Below are 19945 nucleotides of genomic sequence, written 5' to 3'. Positions count from 1 at the left end.
CAATAGCATTATGTCTTTTAATCCTAATCAAGTAGAAATATCAATTATTGTGCCTTGTTACAATGAGGAAGAGGGTCTTGATGTGCTTTTTGAGAGGCTGTTCAAGGTTTTAAATCATCTAAGCTTATCCTATGAGATTGTGTGTATAGATGACGGTAGCAAAGATCGAACCCTAGAACTTTTAATTAATTATCATCATCGTTGTCCAGAGATTAAAGTTATTAGTCTCTCTCGTAATTTTGGCAAAGATATTGCCCTAACCGCAGGGTTAGAAAACGCTCAAGGAAAGGCTATTATCCCTATTGATGCTGATTTACAAGATCCCCCTGAATTAATCGAACAATTTGTTGAAAAATGGCGAGAAGGGTACGATGTTGTTTCTGGAAAACGTCGTTCACGACAAGGAGAAAGTTGGTTTAAAAAGACAACAGCTAATGCCTTTTATCGTATAATTGGTCGTATTAGTAGTGTTCCTATTCCCCGTGATACTGGAGATTTTCGTTTACTAGATAGACGAGTTATAGAAGCGATCAAAACCATGCCGGAAAGGACTCGTTTTATGAAAGGGTTATTTGCTTGGGTTGGTTTCAAACAGACTTATGTATTATACGATCGCCCCAACCGACTCCAAGGGACGACCAAATGGAATTATTGGAAGTTATGGAATTTTGCCATAGATGGGATTACTTCTTTTAGTTTAGTGCCTTTAAAAGTTTGGAGTTATTTAGGAGTTGTTTTATCTTTATTAGCTTTTATTTATGGTAGTTTTCTCATTATTAGAACGATTATTTTAGGCATCGATGTGCCTGGATATGCGTCTTTGATGGTTACAATACTCTTTATTGGGGGTGTACAGTTAATTACATTAGGAATACTCGGAGAATATTTAGGCCGTATTTATGAAGAAACCAAACAACGTCCTCTCTATTTAATTCGAGAACGTTACGGGTTTGAGAATCAACAAGATTCTAAACAGTTAGAAAACTCTAATTTAAGTTAATCAGCTTGAGCAAATTTCAAATAACTTTCACTCAATTCTTTAACAGCTAATTCATACAATTCTTTACCATGTTCGGGGGTTGCTAAAGCTGGATTTGATCCCATTCTACCATCAGGATAATGGGCGCGAAAATCCGTTGCTCCATAAATAGGATAACCCGAATTAACATCAGGAGATAAAGAAGCATTTTTAATAGACTCAGGATAAACAAATTGAGTTACAGCTACTTCAGAAGGAGTCGCATGAGATCCTTCTTGAGCTCCATATAATTCTTTAGCTTTTTGGTAAACTGAACGACACATAAACCAGTTCCCTACCTTAGCTCGAACTTGATCTGCTTGGGGCAGATTGAGATGGGATAAATGATAATAACTTTCAGAAAAAGCAGCTTTTAAAGTGGCAATATTACCGCCATGACCATTAATAAAAAAGTAACGAGTAAATCCGGCTGCTGTTAAACTGGTAAGATAATCAAGGATTACTTGAATCAGGGTACTAGGTCGTAAACTCATGCTGCCAGGAAAGGCCGTATGATGTAACGCCATCCCTACATTAATCGTCGGTCCAACTACGGTTTGAGTCGCTTTTCCTACTCCTTTAGCGATCGCTTCTGCACATATTGCATCGGTTCCAATTAACCCGGTTGGTCCGTGTTGTTCGGTTGAACCAATGGGAAGAATTATCCCTGTATTGGTTTGTAAATAGTCTTGGACTTCGGGCCAGGTCATTAAATGTAGCAACATAGTACTTAATCCTGATTCAGTGGTATAACAAGGATGAGAATGTTTTCCATTCTAACGGTTTAGTTTTGTTGTCTATATTGGCATAGAATCACAAATTAGGTTAATTATGTTGTCTATTGATACCAATCAAAATCCCCCTAACTCTTCTGTAGTCAACACTCACCGCATCCTGGTGGTGGAAGATGAAGACGTGATCAGAGATATGATTGTCCTGGCCTTGGAAGAGGAAGGTTATGACATCACCGCAGTTAGCGATGGAAGAACGGCACTCAATCTATTACAACAGGAAGAGGAAAATCCGACGGCAACAGCAACGGAATTTGATATGTTGGTTTTAGATTTGATGTTACCTCAAGTGAATGGTTTAGATATCTGTCGTCTCTTGCGTTATCACGGCAATATTATTCCTATTTTAATTCTCAGTGCCAAGGCCAGCGAAACTGACCGTGTCTTGGGTTTAGAAGTGGGGGCGGATGATTATTTGACTAAACCTTTTAGTATGCGAGAATTAGTCGCCCGTTGTCGGGCTTTAATTCGCCGTCAAAACTTCACCAGTTCTTCATCGAGTTCTGTTAAACAGTTTCGTGATATTACCCTCTACACCCAAGAATGTCGCGTGACACTAGGGGAACAAGAAGTTAACCTTTCCCCTAAGGAATATCGTTTATTAGAATTGTTTATGAGTTATCCCCGTCGGGTTTGGTCAAGGGACCAATTGATTGAACAAATTTGGGGACCGGATTTTTTAGGAGATACCAAAACTGTTGATGTTCATATTCGTTGGTTACGGGAAAAATTGGAACAAGATCCCAGTCAACCCCAATATTTAATTACGGTTCGGGGGTTTGGTTATCGGTTTGGATAATTAACAGTTAACAGTTATCAATTGTCTGTTGATAAAATCGCTTCCATTTCTCGAAATTCGGCGAGACTTTTTTCTGCTGCTTCTTGGTCTAAAATACTAAGGGCAAACCCCACATGAACAATTACATAGTCATCAATTTTTACTTCGGGAACATAAGCTAAACTAACCTCTTTAATGACTCCCCCAAAACTAACTTTTCCTTTTCTCAATAAGGGATCATCTCCACTAATACTAACCACTTTTCCAGGAACCGCTAAACACATAATTATTTAAACCTCAATGGATGGATATGGGATAGAAATGTGTTCTCTGTCTTCTTTTCTGCTAAAGACTCTCAGATAATAATCCATAAGTAAATTTACCTGATGGATTAGCTTTTATGATACAGTAACAATAAATATTCCCTTAGTTGATTAATTAATTTTTTAGGGTTTGTTGCTTGTTAATAAACTTTCGTAAATTTGATGCGTCTTACCATTCAACCTTTTACCGTTCATAAACGCTTTCCTTTAACCATTAGTCGGGGAACTACTGCTAAAAATACTAATTTATGGATCAAAATAGAAGCAGAAGAAATAGAAGGTTGGGGCGAAGCTTCTCCTTTCTCAGTAACAAAAAAAAGTAGTATAAATAGTGAAAAATTAAAACAAGAATTAATAAAAATTATTCCTAATCTAGAAAAATATCATCCCTTACAAAGACAAGAAATAGAAAGCATTTTATTAGAAAGTAAGCTGAATTCTTCCCTACGCGCTGCCATTGATACTGCTTTGTATGATTGGTTAGGAAAAAAGGTTAATTTACCTCTTTGGAAACTTTGGGGATTAAAAGACGATCGCTGTTTTTCTACCTCTGTAACAATTGGAATTAGTTCCCCAGAAAAAGCAGTTGAAAGAGTGAGAAATTGGCTCAATTTTATGGATGTAAAACTATTAAAAATTAAGTTGGGTTCTCCAGAGGGAATAGAAGCAGATAAAGCGATGATTTTAGCTATCCGTGAAGCAACTCCCCATCTTCCTTTAACAGTAGATGCTAACGGAGGATGGACATTAAAAGAAGCTATTGTTATGAGTGATTGGTTAGCTAAACAAAATGTTAAATATTTAGAACAACCTTTAAAAGTAGGAGATGAGGGCAATTTACCCCAATTATATCAGCGATCGCCTTTACCTATTTTTGTGGATGAAAGTTGTTTTCAAAGTGAAGATATTATCAAACTATCTCCCTATATTCATGGCATTAATATTAAACTAATGAAAGCAGGAGGATTAAGTGAGGTAATGAGAATGATCGCCGTAGCTAAAACTTGTAAATTACAAGTTATGTATGGTTGTTATTCTGATAGTAGTTTAGCTAATACTGCTATGACTCATTTAGCTGCTTATGCTGATTATTTAGACTTAGATAGTCACTTAAACTTAATAGATGATCCCTTTCAAGGAGTTAGTCTAAAAGAAGGAAAATTAAGCCTTAATAATTTAGCTGGATTAGGGATTGAGATGAGGCAGGAGGCATGAGGCAGGAGGCAGGAGTGAGGTTGACACTGTTAAGACAGTTAACTCTATTTACTGTAATAAAGGTAAGAATAAAGTAACAAAATAATAGACTAAAGGGGCAGTAAAAACATAACTATCCGTTCGATCTAAAATGCCACCATGGCCAGGAATTAATTGACCAGAATCTTTAACTCCCGCATCTCTTTTCATCATCGATTCTGTTAAATCGCCCAATAAACTAACAATACCAATTAATAGCCCTAAAACCATTCCTGTTAAATACCAATAAGGCCATCCCAAATACCAAGCACCAATTTCTCCAACAATAATACTTCCTAATAAGCCAAATAATGCCCCTTCTACTGTTTTTTTGGGACTAATATCAGACAGACGGGTTCTCCCTAACCATTTTCCCATAATATAAGCCCCAATATCCGCCGCCCAAATACAACCAAACGCTAAACAAGTGACGGTTAAAGCAGGGGGAAATAATTTGGGTTCGGTCCAGGATTCCGGCCAATAACCCATAAACGGTAAATTGCTACTCGCTACATCCACAGTAGGAACAGCATGGGCAAAACCTACTCGTAATCTTACCCAATAACTTGGTAAATAACCTCCATAAAATAGTCCTAAGACTGAGGTGGAAATATCAGCAATACTGGCTAATTTTGGCTGAAATAATAGGTAAAAACAGATTAAAGCCCCAGTTAAGGGAAATAAAGCGTCCGTCAGGGGTGGGGCGATGGCGGAACTGATCAATAATATTTGAGATACCACCAGAGTTGTTTTCGCTGCCGGGGCGATCCCTTTAGCGCGAACTAATTGAAAATACTCCAGTTGTCCCAAAAAGACGATAACACAGAGTCCGACGGTAAAATACCATCCCCCGACAATTAACATTCCCAAGGCGAGGAAAATAGCAACAATGGCCGTAATAATTCGAGTCCAAGGCATAATGATAGAAATAGATTAAGGTGAGGAGTTATGAACCAATAAGATTAAGGATTCCTTATGAAAGGTTAACAAATTTTTTTCCCTTCACCCGACCAATTTTCCAGAATTCTTAGTAATTGCCTCTTTTTCTATCCTACAAAACCTTAAAATTTTTCACCACTGAGAATAAATATCGGATCAACCGCAGCCAGAGTTTGAGAAATTCCTCTGGTTTCGAGACGGTTCACCCCTCCTTGAACTACCTCTATATTCCGCGCTTGGAGGGCTGATAAACCCTCTGAAATCAGATAAAGGTTTTCTAAGTTAGAAGCAGTGGCTACTAGCCTTCCTTCGGGCTTTAATCGTTGCCAAAGTTCTGTTAGGATATCTTTGATGGGTTTTCCCCCTTCGAGGCAGATGCGATCAGGTAATGGATCTAGTTCGTTGAGACAGTTAGGGACTTGTCCTTCAAAAATCTTCACGTTTTTTACACCGAAGCGATCGCAGTTTTGACCAATGAGACTAACCACTTCTTCGTCTCGTTCAACTGCAATAATTTGACTATCAGGGCATAATAGGCCAAGTTCAACGGGAATAGTACCGGTTCCTGCACCAATATCCCACACTACTGAGTTTTGTTTCAATCTTAAGGCGGAAATGAGCAGTAGACGCACTTCTCGTTTACTGAGGGGGATACCTGGTAGTCTTGCAAAGAGATTATCAGGAATACCAGGGGTTTTATAAGGCCAAAGCATGATTGTATAACCTTTTGGAAGTTAAATAAAGTAACAATTTGTCCCACTGTTAGGAATCTTCTTTTTGGGCTGTTTAATATTGTAGAACGTGGATTGTCAGAAATTACATTGAGTATTAAAAATGAACACTGAAGAACTTCGTCAAGAATTAAAAAATCTCAATGATATTAGTAAGAATTTAACGCACTGTCAGAGTATTGATGAAGTTGTTAGGATGGCATTAGCTGAAGTTCGTAAACAATTGAATGTTCAAGTTGCTTCTTTATTTTTGTTTTCTAAAGATGGCATAATTAAACGAATAGGAATTGATGGCATTGATAAAGATGGAAATAAAATAGATAATTCCTGGTTTCCTGATGAACAATATCTACCAGGAGAAAGTTTTTCAGGAAAAGCTATTCCTCCTTATGATGCTGAGTATGGTCATGGAGATCCCCAATATTCTAATAACCTTGAGAAGGAATATTCAATGGTAAATGGAGATTTGTATAAAGAAAAATTAGGTGAATTAAAGTGCGGAATTTCAGTTCCTCTAAATGGTTCCTATCGAACCTTTGGTACCCTTACAGTTTTTAATAAAAGAAAATCAAAAAGATTTAAACGAGAAGATGTTTATTGGTTAATGATGATTGGTAGAGTGGTTGCTGATTTTATTTCTTTATTTAAGCAAAAACAATCTTTAGGCATTGATAAAAGATTAATTAAAAAATTAGTTGAGTTAGAACGTTCCCAAAGAAACTTTAATTTACAAGAAGTTTATGATCTAGTTGGAAAAAGTTTAACAGCAGATTTTTTGCCTTATCAAGTATGTATTATTCGTATTCCTGATGACAACAATGATTTATATCTTAAAATTGGATCTAGCACTCATAATATTTCTTGGGAAGGAAGAAAAGATGGTTCTGTGAAAGCGGGAAGTAAGATTGTTGGACAAGTTTATGAAAGCCAAAAGCCTATATATATTGAGGATATTAATGAGTTTGAAATCAAAAGATTTAATAATCAAGAATGGATTAAAAATAATCATCTTAAATCTATTGCTTGTCTTCCTTTATATGTCCAAGATGAATGCGTTGGAACTATATCTGTTTATACCCAATATAAACACAAATTTTATCAAGATCATAAAAATTTTCTAGAGCAAATCGCCTTTTTAACAGCAGCAATTATTTCTAGGGTAAAAATTATTCATATACTCAAAAAAATCAATGAAATGCTTAATAATCAGCGAAATATATCTCTTTTGATAAGTATTGATAATTTATCTCATAGGATTTTACATCAATACAAAACCGAATTAATTAACTTTTATCAGGTTTGTCAAAAATTAGTTCATAATGGTAATCTAAGCAATAGAAATAGAGATTTAATTGAAAAACAAATGCAGTTTATCAATCGACGTATTAAAGAAGTAATTAATGACTTAAAAACAGATGAACCTATTTCTGTTAATGTTAATGTAGCCATCAAAGAAGTTATTCAAAATTTTTGGTTTGACTTAAGTAATTTAGACATTGAAGTTAATCTAAAATCTGATGATACAATTCCTGTTATTGCTATTGATGAGAGAAAAATCAAACATATTATTTTCAATTTGCTGACTAATGCTGAAAAAGCTATTCATAAAGCCGCACCCAAAAAAGGAGAGATTTCCATTGAAACCTGTATTGACAGGTCGCAAACAATTGAATATATCTTAATTACTATTGAAGATAATGGAATAGGGATTAGTAATGATATTGGTGAGCGAGTATATGAGAAAGGATTTACAACGAAAAAAAGTGAAGGCGGTACGGGATTAGGTCTATATGTTGTGCGGCAAATACTAAATCAATATGGTGGGAAAATCTATTTTAATTCTACAATTGGAAAAGGAAGTAAATTTTATGTTAAAATCCCTCTGAGACGTTACATAACAACAAAATCTTAGGAAAATGTGTTATCAGTAGTCATAGATAGAAGATTTTGTGTTGGCAAGTGTCAGATCAATTAAGCTTAAACTATTGTCTTGTGCTTATTTCCTGTTCATTGATTTCATAGTTCATGTTAACTTTGTCTAACTACTTATATAAACTTAGTTTCTCTATTTTTAAGGAGGTTTTAAAATGGTTTTTCCTTTGATTCCAAGACCAAGAGTAGAAGTCATTTTAATGGAAAATGATAGTGTAATTCAAAACACGGTCAAAGATATTTTAGAAGAAGAGTTGAATTTTCGTGTTACCTTAATCGATAATACACAAACAGCAGTTTCTCTAATTGATAAGACACAAACAACAGTTTCTCCAGCAGGTGATCAAGAATCGTACTTTTTTCTTCTTGATGTACACATGGGAGAAAGTCGAGAACAAGAAGGATTGAATGCTTTAGAAGAAATCAAAGGAATTAATAGTAATATTCCTGTGTTTGTTCTATCTGCTCATCAACAATATGAAACACTTGCAAATAACTTGAATGCTGATGGTTTTATCCACAAACAAGCAGATTTAAAAGAAGTTATTCGTAGTAAAATAGAACCTGAAATTTTGAAGCATGCACTTGGAGTTTTAGAAGCCCATGAACAAGTTTTAGAAGCGGGTTTACAAGATACTCGAGATGAACTTGAAAAACTTTACAAAAAATTAGATCCTAATGTTCAAGCTTATGAAAATTTGATTAATTCAAAGGAATCATTAAATCAATATAAAGGTCAGTATATTGCTTTTCTAAATGGAAACATTATTGATAGTGATTTGAATAAAACAAAATTACTTCAACGACTACAACACCATCATCCTAAAGAATCCTGTTTTTTAAAAAAAATTCAACAATATAATGATACCATTGAGTTACCCTATTATGAGCTAGTCTAAATTGTTAATAACAACTCAGTTTTGAAATTTATTTGATAATCAAAAAATATTGTCTAACTTACGACTTAAGACAAGGTTTTGATTTTCATTAGAAATATTGTTATCATGGTATTCTTCGTGGTCTTATCATGAAGAATATTTAGTTTTTCACAAAATCATTCCCATGCCCATAAAAGGAAAATATGGAAATCTTCAACATCAAGATTTACCCAGTCCAGATACTGTTATCACAGTCTTTAACCCATCTGATGATTCAAAAAAGATAGATATTGATGCTATTTTTGATACTGCAGCAGTGATGACTTGTTTGCCAGAAAAAAAAATTAAACAACTAGGTGGATTAAACTATAGTTCCGTTAATGTTCGTGGTGTTAACGATACTACTGTTGAAAGAACAACTTATTTTGTTAATATTAGATTGGGAGATGAGAGCTTTTCTAATATTGAAGTGATAGCTACTCCTAAAAGCTATGGACTAATTGGTAGAGATATTCTTAACCAAAATAAAGTAATGTTTGATGGACAAGAGAAAAGATGGATTTATCAGTGTCCAGGATCTTGTGATACCTCTAGTTAGGAGTAATAGGAAATAATGAATAAATTAACAGAGTTTTTCTCTAAATATATTAGGTTTATTTGGTTAGGTAAAACTAATTTTAATCAAGAAAAAGTCAATGTTGATGCAACTAGGATCATTGAGATTAATGAAGTTAATACAGAGGAGCCTTCTGAGAAAGAAATAAAACTTACTGAGAGAGAAATAAAACTTAGAATTATTACTCAGATCAACAAACTATTAATGGGGGTGTGTATCACTTCGTTTGTCTTTATCTTTATTTATTCTTTGGTTTATCCAGATAAATCAACACCTGATTTTATGCAAAACGTATTTTTTACTACTTTAGGTTGGTTTGGTGGAATTTTAGGAGCATTTTTTCAGGTTGATCAAAATAAATAAAATATTATAAATTAAAACATCTCTTTATAATAATCTTTCTCAACTTGTTTTAACAGGTTTAATGATATGACCACATACACTTTAATGAAATGGACAATAGAAGATTATCACCGCATGATTGAAGCTGGAATTATCAATAATCATCATGTAGAATTAATTTCAGGAGAAATTATCGAAATGAGTCCTGAAGAAACCTTTCATCGTTTTCTAAATCATCGAGGGGTTAAATACTTACGATCAATTTTAGGCAATGAAGCAGAAATTATGGAATCTCATCCCATCACATTATTAGATTCAGAACCAGAACCAGATATTACCATTGTTCGCAGTCCAGATACTTTATATCTTAATCGTCATCCCTATCCTGAAGATATTTATTGGCTTATCGAAATTGCAGATAGTACCCTTAATAAAGATTTAATAGACAAAAAGGCTTTATATGCTAAATTTAATATTACTGAATACTGGGTAATTGATATTAAGAATAAAATATTATACGTTTTCCAAAATCCTCAAGCAGATGATTATAAAATCACCAAAACATATCAAGAAGAAATTATCAATCCTCTTGCTTTCCCAAAAGTAGAAATTGATGTTAAAAAGTTGATGGCTTTAGAATAGTTAATTATCTAAAAAATACCTTTATCTAACCAAATATTTTCTAATCTAGTTCCAGCAGATCTCATCATAAACTTTTCTTTCAATCTTTGCTGCTGTTCATCCGAAAAATAATTTTTCCAGTCTCCTATTTCTCCTTTCCTAATAAAAGATGGCATATTTTCAGGACGTTTACTAGACCAACGCTGTTGATTGATTTTCATGTTTTTTAACGAACTATTATCAATAATTTTGTTTAAAATTTGCTCATTTTCTATACAGTTTAAATAATCTCCTCCTAGAAAGTTTGCTATTTTTATAATTATTATCTTAAGATTAACTTTCATGCTTTCGTAGGTAAAAAATAAAACATTTTCATCATCTTTATGTTCATACCAAGGAATTAAATGATCAAAATAATCTCCAAAGTCAACTTCTCCCCTTATAAAACATTCAAAAAAGTCATTAAAACTTCCATCAGCAAAATTATAATGTTTAATAAAACCCCGAGTATGATGATAAAATGATACCGCACAATCAAAAGGATTTCTAGCAACATAAATATACTTTGCTTGTGGATGATAAGGGGTTAAATTATAAGGTAAATGGGTTTTTATAACTCTAGGTTGAGGTAACTTTTCTATAGATTCTTTTCCTACTTCTTCTAAATGAGGGATATAAGTTTCTAATTTTTCTGAGGGGGATAAAGGTTTTCCTTTATGCTGCATTAACAATAGAATATATTGTGTCCAAGTTGTACCACATTTAGGATAAGTAACAAGAAAAATATCTGACGGTTGTGCTTGATATTTTAGTGCAGAAGTAAACCCTTCAACGGGGAATCCCATCGGCATTAAAAATCCGTTATGATTGTAATAACTTGGTTTTTTTCTCGTAATTGACATACTTAATCTAATTTCCTAATAGTGTATTAACAGAGACTTTAATTTCAGGAAAGGATAAGGGAGAAACAAAACCACTATTATAGTCTTTTTTGATTTTATAATCATTATTTTCAGGATATTGAAAGACTTTTAATGTTTTTGAATTGAGAGCAATTACCCAATATTCTTGAATATTAGCGGTAGCATAAATTGTTTTTTTAATACCTAAATCTTTGCCTAAAGTGCTATCAGCAATTTCAATTAACCAGTAAATATCTTCTGGGTAAGGATGATGATTAAGATACAATTTATAAGGGGAACGAACAACAGCAATATCTGGTTCTGGTTCCGAGTCAGTTAAAGTAATAGGATGTCCCTCACTAATAACAGCTTCTGTTCCTAACAGTGACCGTAGATACTCAACAATACTAATATTAAGATAGTGGTGAAAAGGACCTTCTGGACTCATTTCTAGTATTTCTCCTGAGATTAATTCTACACTGCGATCGCTTAAAATTCCCGCCTCAATCATTTTGTGATAATCTGCTACTGACCATTTAGCAACACTATACATAATTATTGTTAATTCTCCTCAAATAATTGTCACGACAATCTTGATCTTTGTCATCTTAGCATATTTGTTTAATTTGAAAATATATGTCTAAAATATATAAAAAAAAGTCAAACCTTACCATAATTTGGTAAAGTATTAATAAAGGCAATTCAAAAAGCAAGTATAATTATGGCCAATCAAGAACATTTAGCAATCTTAGAAAAAGAAAATATATGGATGGTTTGGCGAAAAAATAACCCTCAAATTAGCCCAGATTTACAAGAAATTGATCTAAGAGGAAAAAATCTTAAACAAGGGAATTTTCGCCAAGTTAATTTAAGTAAAGCTAATTTAGAAAGAGTCAATTTCATCCAGGCAAACTTAGAAAAAGCACAGCTAAACCAGGCCAACTTAACCGCAGCAAACCTCAGTTACGCCAACCTCAAACAAGCTAACTTAATGGGAGCAAATCTACGCCAAAGTAACTTAATTCAAGCTCATTTATATCAAGCAAATTTAATTGGAACATCCCTAAGAAATAGTCAAATCCAAAAAGCAAATTTTAGTCAAGCTCAACTCAATCGTACTAACTTAAGTGAAGTTTATGGACAAGAAACTAACTTTTGTGAAGCCAATCTTTCCCAAGCTAGTTTGTATGAAGCTGAATTACAATCATCTTATTTTTATCGAGCTAATTTATCTCAGGCACAATTGATTCAATGCCATTTATGTCATAGTTATTTTGTTCATGCCAATCTACAAGAAATTAAAGGCGATCGCCTGGATTTAAGATGGAGTAATTTAGCCCACGCTAACCTACAAGGAGCGAGTTTACAAGGAGCAAATTTGAGTTATGCTAATCTCAGTTATGCCAACCTAGAAGGAGTCAACCTACGGGGAGCAAATTTAGTAGGAACCAATCTAGAACAAACTAACTTAAGGGGTGTAGACCTATCAGAGACCATTCGAGCTTAATAAAATGTTAAATATAATGGCAAAAAATAGCAGTATTCTAATAGTAATAAACAGTTAATCATGGTTAATAATTGAGATTCAATCCATGCTCGAAAAAATCTTATATACTGAATCAGGAAAAGGAAAAACCCAAGAAATGCTGGAAGTGTTGATGGATCTTCCTGCTATTCAACGAGCAGCTTTGAATATTCTGCACGTTGTCCCTCCTCAGATCACCACCACGGAAATCAGCGATAAATGGGAAGAAGGGGGAAAATTGGTGGCCAGTACCCTCGAAAAACTGGAATTAGATCCCACTCGTGTCTCCACCATGCTACGCCAAGGAGACCCCAAAGACACCGTTTGTAAGGTTGCTGATGAGATCGATGCCGATTTAATTATTATGGGTTCACGGGGTCTACAACGTCTCCAAGCCATCTTAAACCAATCTGTCAGTCAATACGTCTTCCAACTCAGCAATCACGCCATGTTGTTGGTTAAGGATGATGTCTATGTGAAAAAGATTAAACGGGTCATGGTTGCCCTAGATAAGTCTCCTGCGTCCCAATATGCCCTAGATTTAGCCTTGTATCTATTACGAGACTATCAAGGAGCAGAATTAATCCTTGGTAGGGTTAACCCTGATATTAAATCAGACTTACTGCCTCTCTCAAAAGCAGAAATGGAGAATAACCCCATTGTCTCAGAAGCAGCGCAAAAAGTGAAACGGATGGGTATTCCTTATCGTTGTGCTGTCACAGGGGGTCGGCCGGCCGAACAAATCTGTAGTTTGGCAGAAGAATACAACGTGGACTTACTGTTGTTGGGATCGCCCGATCGCCGTCCTTCCATCGCCAAAGCAATACCAGACTTGGATCGCCTCTTAGGAACATCTCTATCAGATTATGTTCGGGTTAAAGCAAACTGTCCTGTCCTCATGGTTCGTAAAGAGGGCCTGTAGACAAGAAAAGTTAAACCTTTGTAACAGAATGTTTCACAAAGAGGCATTGATGATGCAAAGTAAGGATAAAACTAATCCGATTCTAGGAGATCACTATCGATGTTATCTGAAACCCAAATTGTAATTGCTTTACTGATTTCTTTGCTTCCCGGCTTTCTCGCTTTTCGCTTAGCCACGGAACTTTATAAGTAACTGTTTCGTTTAATAAAACAGATAGCTATTCATCCCAATAAAAGCCATTGTTTTCGGTTTTTCTTTGGGGTGGATAGATTGTTATAGAAAAGTTATCTGTTTAACATACATCCATGTCTAGACAACGTCGTTCCCGTCGTCAACCAGTTGCCACTGCTAACTCTGAACATCAATGGGTAGCCACAGAAATCACAATTAAATTAGCAATTAATGGCATTTTATCTGCCGTGGCCATGGTTAGCTTATTTCAATTAATTCCCCATCAATGGTCACAAAAAGCGCAGTTAAAAGAGATTAGAGTAGAAGTAGAAGAAACAGAAAAACGAGTTTCTCAGTTAAGGGATGATTTTCGACACAATTTTGATCCCCATAAAATTGATAAAGTGATGGAAGAACAAAGTCCCCGTTTACACCCAACACAAAGAAAGATTTTTTGGTTGAATTAATGAAAAATCTTAAATTAGATTAATTTAGGGTTTAAAAGTTCCTCCCCGAAGTACCCAACCAACAACACCACTAATACTTGCTGTAATAGCGATAATTACTATTTGTCTCCAATTTTTTAATTCTCCGACTTTTTCAGCTAAATCTGATATTTTGTCAATGGATGGTTTCCAGTCTTCTTGACGAGTTTCGATGACTGCTAATCTTTCTTTTATCTCTATTTGTCCTTTCTCTAAAGCTTTTTGTCCCTCTTCTAAAGCTTTTTGTCCCTCTTCTAAGCGATCAAAACGGTTGTTGATCAATTCCTCCAGTCGTTTGAGATCATTTTCGGTTACTGTTGACATTAATCTTCTTCTCGCTATTCAGGCGTATCGTACATCCATATTAAGACAAAAAATACTCAAATGTCTATGGTCAAGTACCCTAAACGTAGTTAGCGTGCGAGAATGTCACTCTTGTAAGATCCATCGGGGTATTACAATTAAAAAGAACTGAGCGATCGCTCACCAATAATTCTTGAACACAATGAAGTTGTAACCATTGTTGAAATGATCGCCCTCCTGCTTGAATAAAGCTATCTAAGGAAGTTAAACTCGAAGAACGATAAAACCCAGACAAGGGTTCCCATCCTTTTTGATGACGGGGTAAACAAGCGATGGCCTGATCATCAACTTTCTGTAACTGTTTTAACCATTCTTCTACTGCTTGAATGGTTAGATTAGGTAAATCACAGGCTAACAACAAAACCCATTCTGTCTTAACATAAACTAATGCTTGAGCGAATCCGACTAAGGGACCTTGAGTTTTCCCAGAAGGACAATTTTCTCGCAATAACTGACAGTTTGCAGGAACAATCCTTTGATAACGTTCTATCCAAGGGGTAATAATATAAACTGGGTTAGCATATCCTTTAATAAAGGTAGCAGTACGCTGTAATAAGGGAACACCTTGTATCTCTATCAGTGCTTTATCTTTACCCATACGAGAACTTTTTCCTCCTGCAAGGATAATGGCACTAAGATCCCTTTTCAAAGGTGTTTCCATATTATCAAAATATAATCAATTAATTATTTATCAATTGTCCATCATTTAAGGGCTAGAATAATGAAGAATCGCCATAATGATCCATTTCAAGAGCAAAAACTAGAAAAGTTAGCACAAATAACCCGTCTTATCCCTGTAGTTGGTTGGGTTCCTGCGCTTTGGACAGTTTACCATCATCAAGGGAGCAATAAAGTATTGTCGGCCAGTCGTTTTTCCCTCAAACTAACCTTTATTTGGGCAATAGCTTATAGCTTACTCTGGTTAAGCTCTTTACAAACATCGGAAACACTTACATTCCGATTACTATATTTTAACGGCCTGCTCACATCGGGTTACATTTTAGTCTGTTTGGGGTTGATGTTTCGGGTTTGGCGAAGAAAAAATTAAAATAACATTTCCTTAGCATAGAGTCTCGAGCTATAGATTGACCTCCCAACACCCCTTGTCCCTCTTCTGCATTTGCGTAGAAGATAATAGCTTTTTCTACAAGAAAAAAATCTCTACAATACTAGACCTAGTGTCTAGTCTTTATTAACAAACCTTTATCAGTCAAACATTGACTTACCTTGAAATTAAGTGCTAGAATGACTACGGTTACAACAGAGGCTTACTCAGGTTATCCTTCCTCAAATGAGTGAAGACCAAGCTGGAAAAAGTAAAGGAAAGAAACTATCAATAAGTTCTAGAAACCTGTTACTAATCTCGAAAAACAACAATAATTTGTTGAAAACGCCGTTAGCTTATCGATGAACTCCTGTGGACTATAAGGAGTCGTCTACATCGGTCGACATAGGGACTGAGCAGTAAACCCGTGTAGGTTTGTGTAGGTTTCATGAAGCAGAAGCTTGACACGAGATGGAGAATGTCTAATCTAAAGACACTAGAAGAGTTCGTTTTTCATCAAATCTCTGATCAGATTGTCTCTAGCCATGATTTGCTGCATTGTCTCAACTAAATAATCGATGACTTGGTCTCTTTCTAAGTCTTGGAACTCCTTTTGTAAACATTGGAGTTGAAATTGTTGTTCTAGGGACAATTCAAATGCTTTTGCGTCCATAATGACCTCTCTATGTTAATTAAAAATTAGCTCGGTATTAACGGTTAAAAAAGGAGTTATTTGCCCAAATTGCGAATAACATTGGTTTTAACCATTAGTAATCTTGATGCTTGCATTAATAAATCTAATGCTTGCTCCCGACTCATTTGGTTGGCAGCATCACGCATCCGTTTCATTTCAAATTGTTGTTCTAATGTTAAATTACATGAAGTGTTTTCCATAATGGCTCCTTATTTAATCAAAGATTTGCTGTTGCAATACTTGAGTGAGCAGTTAATTCAATAACTTACCTTCAATAATAAAGTAATGTAACAAAGAATTGACAGAATGTCTACCTTGTGTGTGAAATACGGTGACTCATCCTTGTGGGTCAAAGTTCCTTGTTCGTTTTTAGAGTACCCAGGCAAGTTGCATGACTATGCACACAACATCATTTTTAGCAAGTTTTTTAACAAAAAGTTGCTCAAAGTGAACAATAGTGGTAAAAATATACTGAAAAGATAACAATATACAGAAAGTTTAACCCTAGCTTTTAGGCAAGAAACAGTGGATAATAGATAGCAGCGAGTCAAGCTATCTAATTAGCTGATAAGAAAATTATTTTTTTTTTAGAGGATAATTTGACGAATCGTCTATACAATCTGTAATAATCTAATAGGGCATTATCCGTTCAATCCATTTCTATCAATAGAACAGGAAAAAGCCAAGTCTCAATGATGCAATCGTCTGATCTTAGTATCGTTAAAGAAAAAGTGATTTCAATGGCACAAGCCAATAAGGGGCAACTAAGCCTTTCTTATGGCTTGGAAAGTCATAGTAGAGTCGTTTCTTATTTTCTATGGACTTTTAGCCAAACGAGCCCCCAAACAGGCAGCTTGAGCAAGTTTTTTATCAACTCAATTACTGGAGGTATCTCTTAAATGCCTATTCGCTTATATGTAGGTAATTTACCCAAGGACAATCTAGAACGTCAAACCCTAGAAGAATTATTCGTGGATGGGGGCGAAATCGTATCTATTAAGGTCATTAAAGAACGCAAGACCGGCAAATGTCGTGGTTTTGCCTTCGTTACCGTTCCCAATGACGAATTAGCTGACGCATTTATTGAAAAATACAATGGTCAGACTTTCATGGATAATCCTCTCAAAATTGAGAAGGCATTACCTCGTAGCAAAGGGAAAGAGGGTGAAGAGGAAAATGTAGAAAGTAAACCTGCACCAACCAAGTCCAAAAAAGGTGGTGGCAAAAAACGCAATAATCGTTCTACCTCATCCAGTGGCGGTTCTTCTAACGAAAGCTTTCAACCCGATCCCCGTTGGGCTGATCAATTAGCTCAACTCAAAGAAATGTTGACCGCTTCTTCTAATAATTAAGGATTGGACAAAAGATAAGGGATTGACTCAGTGGCCTGAAATAGTTGATTGAAGGCCAACTTATCCCCTATTCTTAATTCTCAAAACTGTATAAAATGACACCATTGATTATTATAGGAAATCGTCCATGTCAGATCCGGTTGTGATGATGAAACAAGAGGTGGGTAAAGCAGCAGCAGCCCGCGTTAAGTCAGATTCGATTGTTGGTTTAGGGACAGGTTCAACCACTGCCTACGCCATACAATATATTGGTGAACGCTTGCAATCGGGAGACTTAAAAAATATTGTTGGTGTTACCACTTCGTTTCAAGCAGAAGTCTTGGCGAGAAAGTATAATATCCCTTTAAGCACCCTAGATGTGGTCGATCGCATCGACGTAGCCATCGATGGGGCTGATGAGGTTGATCCTCAAAAGAATTTAATTAAGGGTGGTGGCGCGGCACATACCCAAGAAAAAATTGTCGATAGTTTGGCAGAAGAGTTTATTGTAGTTGTTGATGGCGGTAAACTGGTGGATAAGTTGGGTTCAACTTTTCTTTTGCCAGTGGAAGTTATCCCTAAAGCCGTTGTTCCTGTGATGCGCAAGTTGGAACAGTTAGGCGGCAAACCAGATTTACGCATGGGAGTTAAAAAAGCTGGCCCTGTGGTAACCGATCAAGGTAACTTAGTAGTTGATGTTAAGTTTGACAGCATCGACGACCCTGCAACCCTTGAAAAAACCATTAATAACATTCCTGGTGTTCTGGAAAATGGTTTATTTGTTGGGGTGACAGATGTGGTTTTAGTGGGTGAAATTATTGATAATAAGCCTGTTGTTCGAGAAATTTAAACCAATATTCTCGCAATATTCTGGGGACAATTATTTTTGTCCTCTTTTTTGGTGTATTTAGTTAATTAGCTATTGACTACGAATATCCTGATATAAACAAAAATTAAAAACATCGAATAAACCGCCAACCATTCCACAAGTTACCCCGATGGTTAAGACTCCTTGTAGGGGATATCCTTCTCCAAAGGTGGAAAGAAACGATAAAACCAGTTCTTGTCCCATTTGACCTAATAAGGCAATTCCTGGAATATAACTGAGGGTGAGTAATGCTCCCAAAACTGCCCCGAGAAAAAAGACAGGGGTAACGAAACTGAGCAAGACACTTAAGAGTAGGGAACGAAATAAGTTAGACACGGTGGTCATCTCCCAATTAATACAGCCTAACTAATCTCACAGTGGGATTAGTTTCACTTGCTATCCTTTTACAATAATTTCTTTTTGTTTGTCTAGGGGCTAATGTGACAAAATCTTAAATCTTTATTAAAAAACTTGGTAAACAGCAATTAAATGATATGTCAATGTGCCTATATTGCTACATTTCATCAAGTTATCTAACCTTAGTGTTAATTTATATGAAGTTTTGTATTCAAATGTAAAGAATAGAGCCTAGTGCCGCTACGCGAAAGTAAAAAGTAAAAAGTCAAAAGGCAAAAGTATCGATTGGTAAGGATTTTAGGCTTTTGCGACTGGTGGGTTATTTCCACCAAGCTACATTAGTCTAATCAAAACCAAGACAAGGAAGACAAGATGTCCTTTTCTCATGGCTTAATCGGCACACGCTTGGTTATCTTCTCATAGCATTTATACTTGAGAATATAATGTAATCTATTCCATTTTATCATTCTTCTGTTTAATTTAAAAAGGAGAGAATCAGCTATGATTCCACCCCATTTCTGTCAAGGTAAAGCATCTTAACCAAACATTGAACATTGAACATTGAACATTAAACATTTTGGTTTCAAACCTCTCCCTTTAGGGAAAAAGAAGTTTGAGAGAGGTTTCAAGCCTACTTTCAAACGAATGATAAATGATAAATGTTAAATGATAAATGAAATGACACAAGTTATTAGATATGGTTTAAATAAATAAGGAGCAGACCATTGCTATAAGTGTATCTCGACGGAGCAACGGCAGATGAAGATAATAAATATCCTAAAATCGTATCATCAGTAAAATTGGTCTGCTCTCAATCAACATGAATTTATCTTATCTTCATTTTCATCAATTTAGTAATAGTAAAAACACGACAATACTTGGGTAAATCAACCACAGTATTTGTATTTAGATAAATCAGGTTAGTAAATAATAACTAATTTACATTTTGAGAGAGATCAACTCCTGTCTTTGGGAGCATCCCATTTTTGCAAAAAACTTATTCTTGGAGTTTGACGGGGAGACGGGGAGATGGGGAGACGGGGGGAAATTAATCAGATCAACTATTATCAATCAAGGACA

At 35.3% G+C, this 19945-nt stretch carries 26 protein-coding genes; 15 read left to right on the top strand and 11 right to left on the bottom strand.

All coding sequences use genetic code 11. The features are described 5' to 3' along the window. The first annotated feature begins 10 nt into the window (after nt 1–10). Entirely contained in the window at nt 11–1000 is a 990-nt protein-coding gene (locus QNJ66_RS11685; protein WP_300506800.1) for a glycosyltransferase family 2 protein, read from the top strand. On the opposite strand, the gene QNJ66_RS11680 is transcribed toward QNJ66_RS11685, so the two are convergent. After that, nucleotides 997–1743: a creatininase family protein gene (locus QNJ66_RS11680; protein WP_300506797.1), complete on the bottom strand. Its 747-nt coding sequence runs from the start codon at nt 1741–1743 to the stop codon at nt 997–999. The two genes, QNJ66_RS11685 and QNJ66_RS11680, sit on opposite strands and share 4 nt — an antisense overlap. Before the next feature lie 106 nt (nt 1744–1849). Between QNJ66_RS11680 and QNJ66_RS11675 the strand changes: the two genes are divergently transcribed. After that, the gene (locus tag QNJ66_RS11675; protein ID WP_300506795.1) at nt 1850–2608 is read left to right on the top strand and encodes a response regulator transcription factor; all 759 of its coding nucleotides are present in this window, start codon (nt 1850–1852) and stop codon (nt 2606–2608) included. Nucleotides 2609–2625: 17 nt separating this feature from the next. Here QNJ66_RS11675 and QNJ66_RS11670 read toward each other — a convergent pair whose 3' ends face one another. Next, on the bottom strand, nt 2626–2871 hold the full coding sequence (locus tag QNJ66_RS11670) for a HypC/HybG/HupF family hydrogenase formation chaperone (protein WP_300506792.1): 246 nt from the start codon (nt 2869–2871) through the stop codon (nt 2626–2628). Nucleotides 2872–3072: 201 nt separating this feature from the next. Here QNJ66_RS11670 and QNJ66_RS11665 point away from each other — a divergent pair, with 201 nt between their 5' ends. After that, nucleotides 3073–4125 carry a dipeptide epimerase gene (locus QNJ66_RS11665; RefSeq protein ID WP_300506790.1) on the top strand — a complete coding sequence of 351 codons (1053 nt, stop codon included), beginning with the start codon at nt 3073–3075 and terminating at the stop codon, nt 4123–4125. Nucleotides 4126–4173: 48 nt separating this feature from the next. Here the strand turns inward: QNJ66_RS11665 and QNJ66_RS11660 are convergent, their stop codons facing one another. Beyond that, entirely contained in the window at nt 4174–5061 is an 888-nt protein-coding gene (locus tag QNJ66_RS11660) for a phosphatidate cytidylyltransferase (RefSeq protein WP_300506787.1), read from the bottom strand. Nucleotides 5062–5204: 143 nt separating this feature from the next. After that, complete coding sequence (cbiT, locus tag QNJ66_RS11655; RefSeq protein WP_300506784.1) at nt 5205–5795, bottom strand: precorrin-6Y C5,15-methyltransferase subunit CbiT; 591 nt, start codon at nt 5793–5795, stop codon at nt 5205–5207. A 121-nt stretch (nt 5796–5916) separates the two neighbouring features. Here cbiT and QNJ66_RS11650 point away from each other — a divergent pair, with 121 nt between their 5' ends. The 5 genes from QNJ66_RS11650 to QNJ66_RS11630 all read left to right on the top strand — a co-directional run bounded on the left by QNJ66_RS11650 (nt 5917) and on the right by QNJ66_RS11630 (nt 10223). After that, nucleotides 5917–7725, top strand: a complete 1809-nt coding sequence (locus QNJ66_RS11650) for a GAF domain-containing sensor histidine kinase (protein WP_300506781.1) — start codon at nt 5917–5919, stop codon at nt 7723–7725. 175 nt (nt 7726–7900) lie between these two features. Continuing rightward, nucleotides 7901–8644: a response regulator gene (locus tag QNJ66_RS11645; RefSeq protein ID WP_300506778.1), complete on the top strand. Its 744-nt coding sequence runs from the start codon at nt 7901–7903 to the stop codon at nt 8642–8644. Between the two features lie 97 nt (nt 8645–8741). Then, complete coding sequence (locus QNJ66_RS11640; protein WP_300506775.1) at nt 8742–9221, top strand: aspartyl protease family protein; 480 nt, start codon at nt 8742–8744, stop codon at nt 9219–9221. Nucleotides 9222–9236: 15 nt separating this feature from the next. Then, the gene (locus QNJ66_RS11635) at nt 9237–9602 is read left to right on the top strand and encodes a hypothetical protein (RefSeq protein ID WP_300506773.1); all 366 of its coding nucleotides are present in this window, start codon (nt 9237–9239) and stop codon (nt 9600–9602) included. 66 nt (nt 9603–9668) lie between these two features. Next, nucleotides 9669–10223: a Uma2 family endonuclease gene (locus QNJ66_RS11630; RefSeq protein ID WP_300506770.1), complete on the top strand. Its 555-nt coding sequence runs from the start codon at nt 9669–9671 to the stop codon at nt 10221–10223. Between the two features lie 8 nt (nt 10224–10231). Here QNJ66_RS11630 and QNJ66_RS11625 read toward each other — a convergent pair whose 3' ends face one another. Together QNJ66_RS11625 and QNJ66_RS11620 are read right to left on the bottom strand one after the other, a co-directional pair. Further along, nucleotides 10232–11104: a sulfotransferase domain-containing protein gene (locus QNJ66_RS11625; protein ID WP_300506767.1), complete on the bottom strand. Its 873-nt coding sequence runs from the start codon at nt 11102–11104 to the stop codon at nt 10232–10234. Nucleotides 11105–11111: 7 nt separating this feature from the next. Continuing rightward, on the bottom strand, nt 11112–11657 hold the full coding sequence (locus QNJ66_RS11620; protein WP_300506764.1) for a Uma2 family endonuclease: 546 nt from the start codon (nt 11655–11657) through the stop codon (nt 11112–11114). A 168-nt stretch (nt 11658–11825) separates the two neighbouring features. Between QNJ66_RS11620 and QNJ66_RS11615 the strand changes: the two genes are divergently transcribed. The 4 genes from QNJ66_RS11615 to QNJ66_RS11600 all read left to right on the top strand — a co-directional run bounded on the left by QNJ66_RS11615 (nt 11826) and on the right by QNJ66_RS11600 (nt 14189). After that, nucleotides 11826–12611, top strand: a complete 786-nt coding sequence (locus QNJ66_RS11615; RefSeq protein WP_300506762.1) for a pentapeptide repeat-containing protein — start codon at nt 11826–11828, stop codon at nt 12609–12611. An 85-nt stretch (nt 12612–12696) separates the two neighbouring features. Beyond that, nucleotides 12697–13551 (top strand): universal stress protein, encoded by an 855-nt coding sequence (locus QNJ66_RS11610; RefSeq protein ID WP_300506759.1) that lies wholly within the window; start codon nt 12697–12699, stop codon nt 13549–13551. A gap of 99 nt (nt 13552–13650) precedes the next feature. Further along, nucleotides 13651–13743 carry a photosystem I reaction center subunit XII gene (psaM, locus tag QNJ66_RS11605; protein WP_300506756.1) on the top strand — a complete coding sequence of 31 codons (93 nt, stop codon included), beginning with the start codon at nt 13651–13653 and terminating at the stop codon, nt 13741–13743. Nucleotides 13744–13856: 113 nt separating this feature from the next. Beyond that, the gene (locus QNJ66_RS11600) at nt 13857–14189 is read left to right on the top strand and encodes a hypothetical protein (protein ID WP_300506753.1); all 333 of its coding nucleotides are present in this window, start codon (nt 13857–13859) and stop codon (nt 14187–14189) included. Nucleotides 14190–14213: 24 nt separating this feature from the next. On the opposite strand, the gene QNJ66_RS11595 is transcribed toward QNJ66_RS11600, so the two are convergent. Both QNJ66_RS11595 and QNJ66_RS11590 read right to left on the bottom strand, forming a co-directional pair. Continuing rightward, on the bottom strand, nt 14214–14531 hold the full coding sequence (locus QNJ66_RS11595; RefSeq protein WP_300506750.1) for a hypothetical protein: 318 nt from the start codon (nt 14529–14531) through the stop codon (nt 14214–14216). 79 nt (nt 14532–14610) lie between these two features. Next, entirely contained in the window at nt 14611–15231 is a 621-nt protein-coding gene (locus QNJ66_RS11590) for a molybdenum cofactor guanylyltransferase (protein ID WP_300506747.1), read from the bottom strand. A gap of 60 nt (nt 15232–15291) precedes the next feature. Between QNJ66_RS11590 and QNJ66_RS11585 the strand changes: the two genes are divergently transcribed. Then, a complete protein-coding gene (locus QNJ66_RS11585; protein ID WP_300506744.1) occupies nt 15292–15618 on the top strand; it encodes a hypothetical protein in 327 nt (108 codons plus the stop codon). 493 nt (nt 15619–16111) lie between these two features. On the opposite strand, the gene QNJ66_RS11580 is transcribed toward QNJ66_RS11585, so the two are convergent. Continuing rightward, complete coding sequence (locus QNJ66_RS11580; RefSeq protein WP_300506742.1) at nt 16112–16288, bottom strand: NblA/ycf18 family protein; 177 nt, start codon at nt 16286–16288, stop codon at nt 16112–16114. Between the two features lie 56 nt (nt 16289–16344). Beyond that, nucleotides 16345–16509 (bottom strand): NblA/ycf18 family protein, encoded by a 165-nt coding sequence (locus tag QNJ66_RS11575; protein WP_300506739.1) that lies wholly within the window; start codon nt 16507–16509, stop codon nt 16345–16347. A 699-nt stretch (nt 16510–17208) separates the two neighbouring features. Between QNJ66_RS11575 and QNJ66_RS11570 the strand changes: the two genes are divergently transcribed. After that, complete coding sequence (locus QNJ66_RS11570) at nt 17209–17661, top strand: RNA-binding protein (RefSeq protein WP_300506738.1); 453 nt, start codon at nt 17209–17211, stop codon at nt 17659–17661. A 127-nt stretch (nt 17662–17788) separates the two neighbouring features. After that, nucleotides 17789–18490 carry a ribose-5-phosphate isomerase RpiA gene (gene rpiA, locus QNJ66_RS11565; protein WP_300506735.1) on the top strand — a complete coding sequence of 234 codons (702 nt, stop codon included), beginning with the start codon at nt 17789–17791 and terminating at the stop codon, nt 18488–18490. Between the two features lie 69 nt (nt 18491–18559). Here rpiA and QNJ66_RS11560 read toward each other — a convergent pair whose 3' ends face one another. Next, a complete protein-coding gene (locus QNJ66_RS11560) occupies nt 18560–18853 on the bottom strand; it encodes a hypothetical protein (RefSeq protein ID WP_300506733.1) in 294 nt (97 codons plus the stop codon). Nucleotides 18854–19945 lie beyond the last annotated feature (1092 nt).

The organism is Crocosphaera sp., from assembly GCF_030064895.1.
Lineage (GTDB): Bacteria > Cyanobacteriota > Cyanobacteriia > Cyanobacteriales > Microcystaceae > Crocosphaera.
Note: the sequence above shows the minus strand (reverse complement) of the source record. Positions and strands in the feature narration are given on the sequence as shown.

Coding starts and splice junctions, on each gene's coding strand:
- QNJ66_RS11610 (WP_300506759.1), top strand. CDS start 12,697: ATGCTCGAAAAAATCTTATATACTGAATCAGGAAAAGGAAAAACCCAA.
- psaM (WP_300506756.1), top strand. CDS start 13,651: ATGTTATCTGAAACCCAAATTGTAATTGCTTTACTGATTTCTTTGCTT.
- QNJ66_RS11615 (WP_300506762.1), top strand. CDS start 11,826: ATGGCCAATCAAGAACATTTAGCAATCTTAGAAAAAGAAAATATATGG.
- QNJ66_RS11630 (WP_300506770.1), top strand. CDS start 9,669: ATGACCACATACACTTTAATGAAATGGACAATAGAAGATTATCACCGC.
- QNJ66_RS11635 (WP_300506773.1), top strand. CDS start 9,237: ATGAATAAATTAACAGAGTTTTTCTCTAAATATATTAGGTTTATTTGG.
- QNJ66_RS11625 (WP_300506767.1), bottom strand. CDS start 11,104: ATGTCAATTACGAGAAAAAAACCAAGTTATTACAATCATAACGGATTT.
- QNJ66_RS11600 (WP_300506753.1), top strand. CDS start 13,857: ATGTCTAGACAACGTCGTTCCCGTCGTCAACCAGTTGCCACTGCTAAC.
- QNJ66_RS11575 (WP_300506739.1), bottom strand. CDS start 16,509: ATGGAAAACACTTCATGTAATTTAACATTAGAACAACAATTTGAAATG.
- QNJ66_RS11560 (WP_300506733.1), bottom strand. CDS start 18,853: ATGACCACCGTGTCTAACTTATTTCGTTCCCTACTCTTAAGTGTCTTG.
- QNJ66_RS11590 (WP_300506747.1), bottom strand. CDS start 15,231: ATGGAAACACCTTTGAAAAGGGATCTTAGTGCCATTATCCTTGCAGGA.
- QNJ66_RS11595 (WP_300506750.1), bottom strand. CDS start 14,531: ATGTCAACAGTAACCGAAAATGATCTCAAACGACTGGAGGAATTGATC.
- QNJ66_RS11645 (WP_300506778.1), top strand. CDS start 7,901: ATGGTTTTTCCTTTGATTCCAAGACCAAGAGTAGAAGTCATTTTAATG.
- QNJ66_RS11585 (WP_300506744.1), top strand. CDS start 15,292: ATGAAGAATCGCCATAATGATCCATTTCAAGAGCAAAAACTAGAAAAG.
- cbiT (WP_300506784.1), bottom strand. CDS start 5,795: ATGCTTTGGCCTTATAAAACCCCTGGTATTCCTGATAATCTCTTTGCA.
- QNJ66_RS11675 (WP_300506795.1), top strand. CDS start 1,850: ATGTTGTCTATTGATACCAATCAAAATCCCCCTAACTCTTCTGTAGTC.
- QNJ66_RS11570 (WP_300506738.1), top strand. CDS start 17,209: ATGCCTATTCGCTTATATGTAGGTAATTTACCCAAGGACAATCTAGAA.
- QNJ66_RS11670 (WP_300506792.1), bottom strand. CDS start 2,871: ATGTGTTTAGCGGTTCCTGGAAAAGTGGTTAGTATTAGTGGAGATGAT.
- QNJ66_RS11650 (WP_300506781.1), top strand. CDS start 5,917: ATGAACACTGAAGAACTTCGTCAAGAATTAAAAAATCTCAATGATATT.
- QNJ66_RS11680 (WP_300506797.1), bottom strand. CDS start 1,743: ATGTTGCTACATTTAATGACCTGGCCCGAAGTCCAAGACTATTTACAA.
- QNJ66_RS11580 (WP_300506742.1), bottom strand. CDS start 16,288: ATGGACGCAAAAGCATTTGAATTGTCCCTAGAACAACAATTTCAACTC.
- QNJ66_RS11660 (WP_300506787.1), bottom strand. CDS start 5,061: ATGCCTTGGACTCGAATTATTACGGCCATTGTTGCTATTTTCCTCGCC.
- QNJ66_RS11620 (WP_300506764.1), bottom strand. CDS start 11,657: ATGTATAGTGTTGCTAAATGGTCAGTAGCAGATTATCACAAAATGATT.
- QNJ66_RS11685 (WP_300506800.1), top strand. CDS start 11: ATGTCTTTTAATCCTAATCAAGTAGAAATATCAATTATTGTGCCTTGT.
- rpiA (WP_300506735.1), top strand. CDS start 17,789: ATGTCAGATCCGGTTGTGATGATGAAACAAGAGGTGGGTAAAGCAGCA.
- QNJ66_RS11665 (WP_300506790.1), top strand. CDS start 3,073: ATGCGTCTTACCATTCAACCTTTTACCGTTCATAAACGCTTTCCTTTA.